This is a genomic window from Nostoc sp. 2RC (assembly GCF_014222165.1).
In the GTDB taxonomy this organism is placed as follows: domain Bacteria; phylum Cyanobacteriota; class Cyanobacteriia; order Cyanobacteriales; family Nostocaceae; genus Nostoc; species Nostoc linckia.
Genome location: NZ_JACKZU010000632.1, coordinates 1 through 2363, shown reverse-complemented (window position 1 = coordinate 2363; position 2363 = coordinate 1). Strand labels below are relative to the sequence as shown.

Annotated in this window: 3 protein-coding genes; 2 read left to right on the top strand and 1 reads right to left on the bottom strand. The window is 37.8% G+C overall.

Features of this window, described 5'->3' with window-relative positions; translation table 11 throughout:
* The first annotated feature begins 111 nt into the window (after positions 1 to 111).
* Together holA and GNE10_RS33955 are read left to right on the top strand one after the other, a co-directional pair.
* A complete protein-coding gene (gene holA, locus GNE10_RS33960) occupies positions 112 to 1107 on the top strand; it encodes a DNA polymerase III subunit delta (protein ID WP_185570426.1) in 996 nt (331 codons plus the stop codon).
* 102 nt (positions 1108 to 1209) lie between these two features.
* Complete coding sequence (locus GNE10_RS33955; RefSeq protein WP_099072878.1) at positions 1210 to 1686, top strand: DUF4168 domain-containing protein; 477 nt, start codon at positions 1210 to 1212, stop codon at positions 1684 to 1686.
* A 311-nt stretch (positions 1687 to 1997) separates the two neighbouring features.
* Here the strand turns inward: GNE10_RS33955 and GNE10_RS33950 are convergent, their stop codons facing one another.
* A complete protein-coding gene (locus GNE10_RS33950; RefSeq protein ID WP_185570425.1) occupies positions 1998 to 2330 on the bottom strand; it encodes a low molecular weight protein tyrosine phosphatase family protein in 333 nt (110 codons plus the stop codon).
* Between the last annotated feature and the right edge of the window lie 33 nt (positions 2331 to 2363).

The following is a 2363-nucleotide window of genomic DNA, read 5'->3' as shown; positions in this document are numbered from 1 at the left end:
GAGTGTGGGGAGTGTGGGGGGAAAGAGAATTTATGCTTCCCCCTCCTTCCTCCCACACCTCCCACACTTCCTAGAAAGCCCAATGCCCAATGCCCATTAGGAGATTAATTTATGCCAATTTACGTTTACTGGGGTGAGGATGATTTTGCGATGGAAAAAGCGATCGCTATGCTCCGCCATCGTGTCCTCGATGCCCAATGGGTTAGTTTTAACTACACTGCATTTCCACCAGAACAAGCCGATGCTGCAATCCAGGCGTTAAATCAGGCGATGACACCATCTTTTGGCGCTGGTGGACGGTTGGTTTGGCTGATTAACACTACTGTTTGTCAGCACTGTCCTGAGAATGTGTTGGCAGAATTCAAGCGATCGCTACCAGCAATCCCTGAAAATTCTTTTTTATTACTCACTACCCGTAATAAACCAGATGAACGCCTCAAGTCTACGAAATTGTTAAAACAATTTGCTACCGAATTCCGAGAATTTCCACTGATTCCTCCTTGGAAAACCGAGTTATTGGTGCAATCTGTTAACCAAGCAGCTCAAACTCTGGGGGTAAAACTGACTGCGAAAACTGCTGAATTGTTGGCTGAATCTGTAGGAAATGATACACGCCTTCTTTATAACGAAATGGAAAAACTACGTCTATATGCCCAAGGTAGCAACAAACCTTTAGATGTAGATATTGTCAGTAAGTTAGTAAGAAATACTACCCAAAATAGTTTACAATTAGCAGCAGCAATTAGAACAGGAGACACCGCAAAAGCTTTGATTACCTTAGCCGATCTCATCAATGCTGCCGAACCAGGATTACGGATAGTTGCTACATTAATTGGACAATTTCGCACTTGGCTATGGGTAAAGATTATGATGGAAAGTGGTGAGCGAAATCAAGAAGCGATCGCTCAAGCTGCTGATATCGGTAACCCCAAACGCATCTACTTCCTACAGCAAGAAATCAAGCTCCTTTCTTTGGAGCAATTAATCTCTTGCTTACCTCTACTACTGGAATTAGAAGTGAGCCTCAAACAAGGAGTATCAGAAATGTCTGCACTCCAAACTAAAGTAATTGAACTTTGTCAAGTATGTAGAGGAAGTTCACAATAAATATAAAAGCTTGATATATTAGGCAGTTACTGGAACTTCCTAATCAGAAAATAATTCAAAGTTCTTATAAGATCCCTAATGTAGTTCTGTGTTACACCCAATATGAAGAAAATTTCCCGTTTCTTTTCTCAATCTAACCGAAAGCGAATCGTTTCCCAATCATTCTTTTTTGGTTTTGTAGCCACTGTGGGTTTGATTTCCAACGGTTTTTCATCAAGTTCAAAAGCTTACGGTCAAACTCCACCAGTTAACAATACAGAAATCAAAAGCTATGCCCAAGCTGTGCTAGCAATGGAACCAGCACGTCAAAACGCGTTTGAAGAAATTAAAAAACTTATTGGCAGTGGCGAAATTCCTAAGATTGTTTGTAATGATTCTAACAGCATTAATGGTCTTCCCAGGAAAGCTCAAGATATTGCAGTCAATTACTGTACCCGCTCTCAAAAAATTGTCGAAGATAATGGTTTAAGCATCGATCGCTTCAACAAAATTACTATAGAACTGCAAAATAATAATAATTTAAAACGGGAGGTATACAATACCTTATTAATTCTCCAACAAACTCCAGAAACAAGATAAAGGCATAGCATTACTATATCTATGCTGAGATGAAAATTAAAAATTGCCATAATAAATCTGTCAACAGCCAACAGTTATCAGCAAACATTGATAACTGGTAATACCGATTTTGAATTTTAGGTGAAAGAATTTTGGATTCAAAGCCCTGACTACAAAGCTATTGCCAAAATTGTAAACAATACTGGCTATGTCAATTTTGTATCATGTTTCATTACTGGCTGGTAATATAACCAAAAAATCAGGTTGTTAATAGATAAATCCGTATATTTACTTTATTTATTAAATAATTTGTATTAATTAATTTTTTATATTCAGTGTTTTATTTTTAATAAAGGTAGCACCTTCCATTTTAACAACTCAATTAAAGCTGGTTCCATATATTCATATTCATCTGGGATATCTAAACATATAATCTTTTTCTCTTTAAGGCAGTGCTGAAAATTTTTTGATAGCTTATTTTTATGCGATTTTTCCATAACAAAGATAATATCAGCCCAAGCGATCGCCTCTGTAGAAACTGGTACTTGGGCGTAGGGGTCTAAACCTGCGGAATCGGTTTCTAAGCCTTCATATTCAGCAAACACAGCTTCGGCGGTAGGACTTCGCAATCTATTTTGGCTACAAAGAAATAAAAGCTTTTTCATACAGATCAATAGACTTCTTGCAAAAGTCGGGAA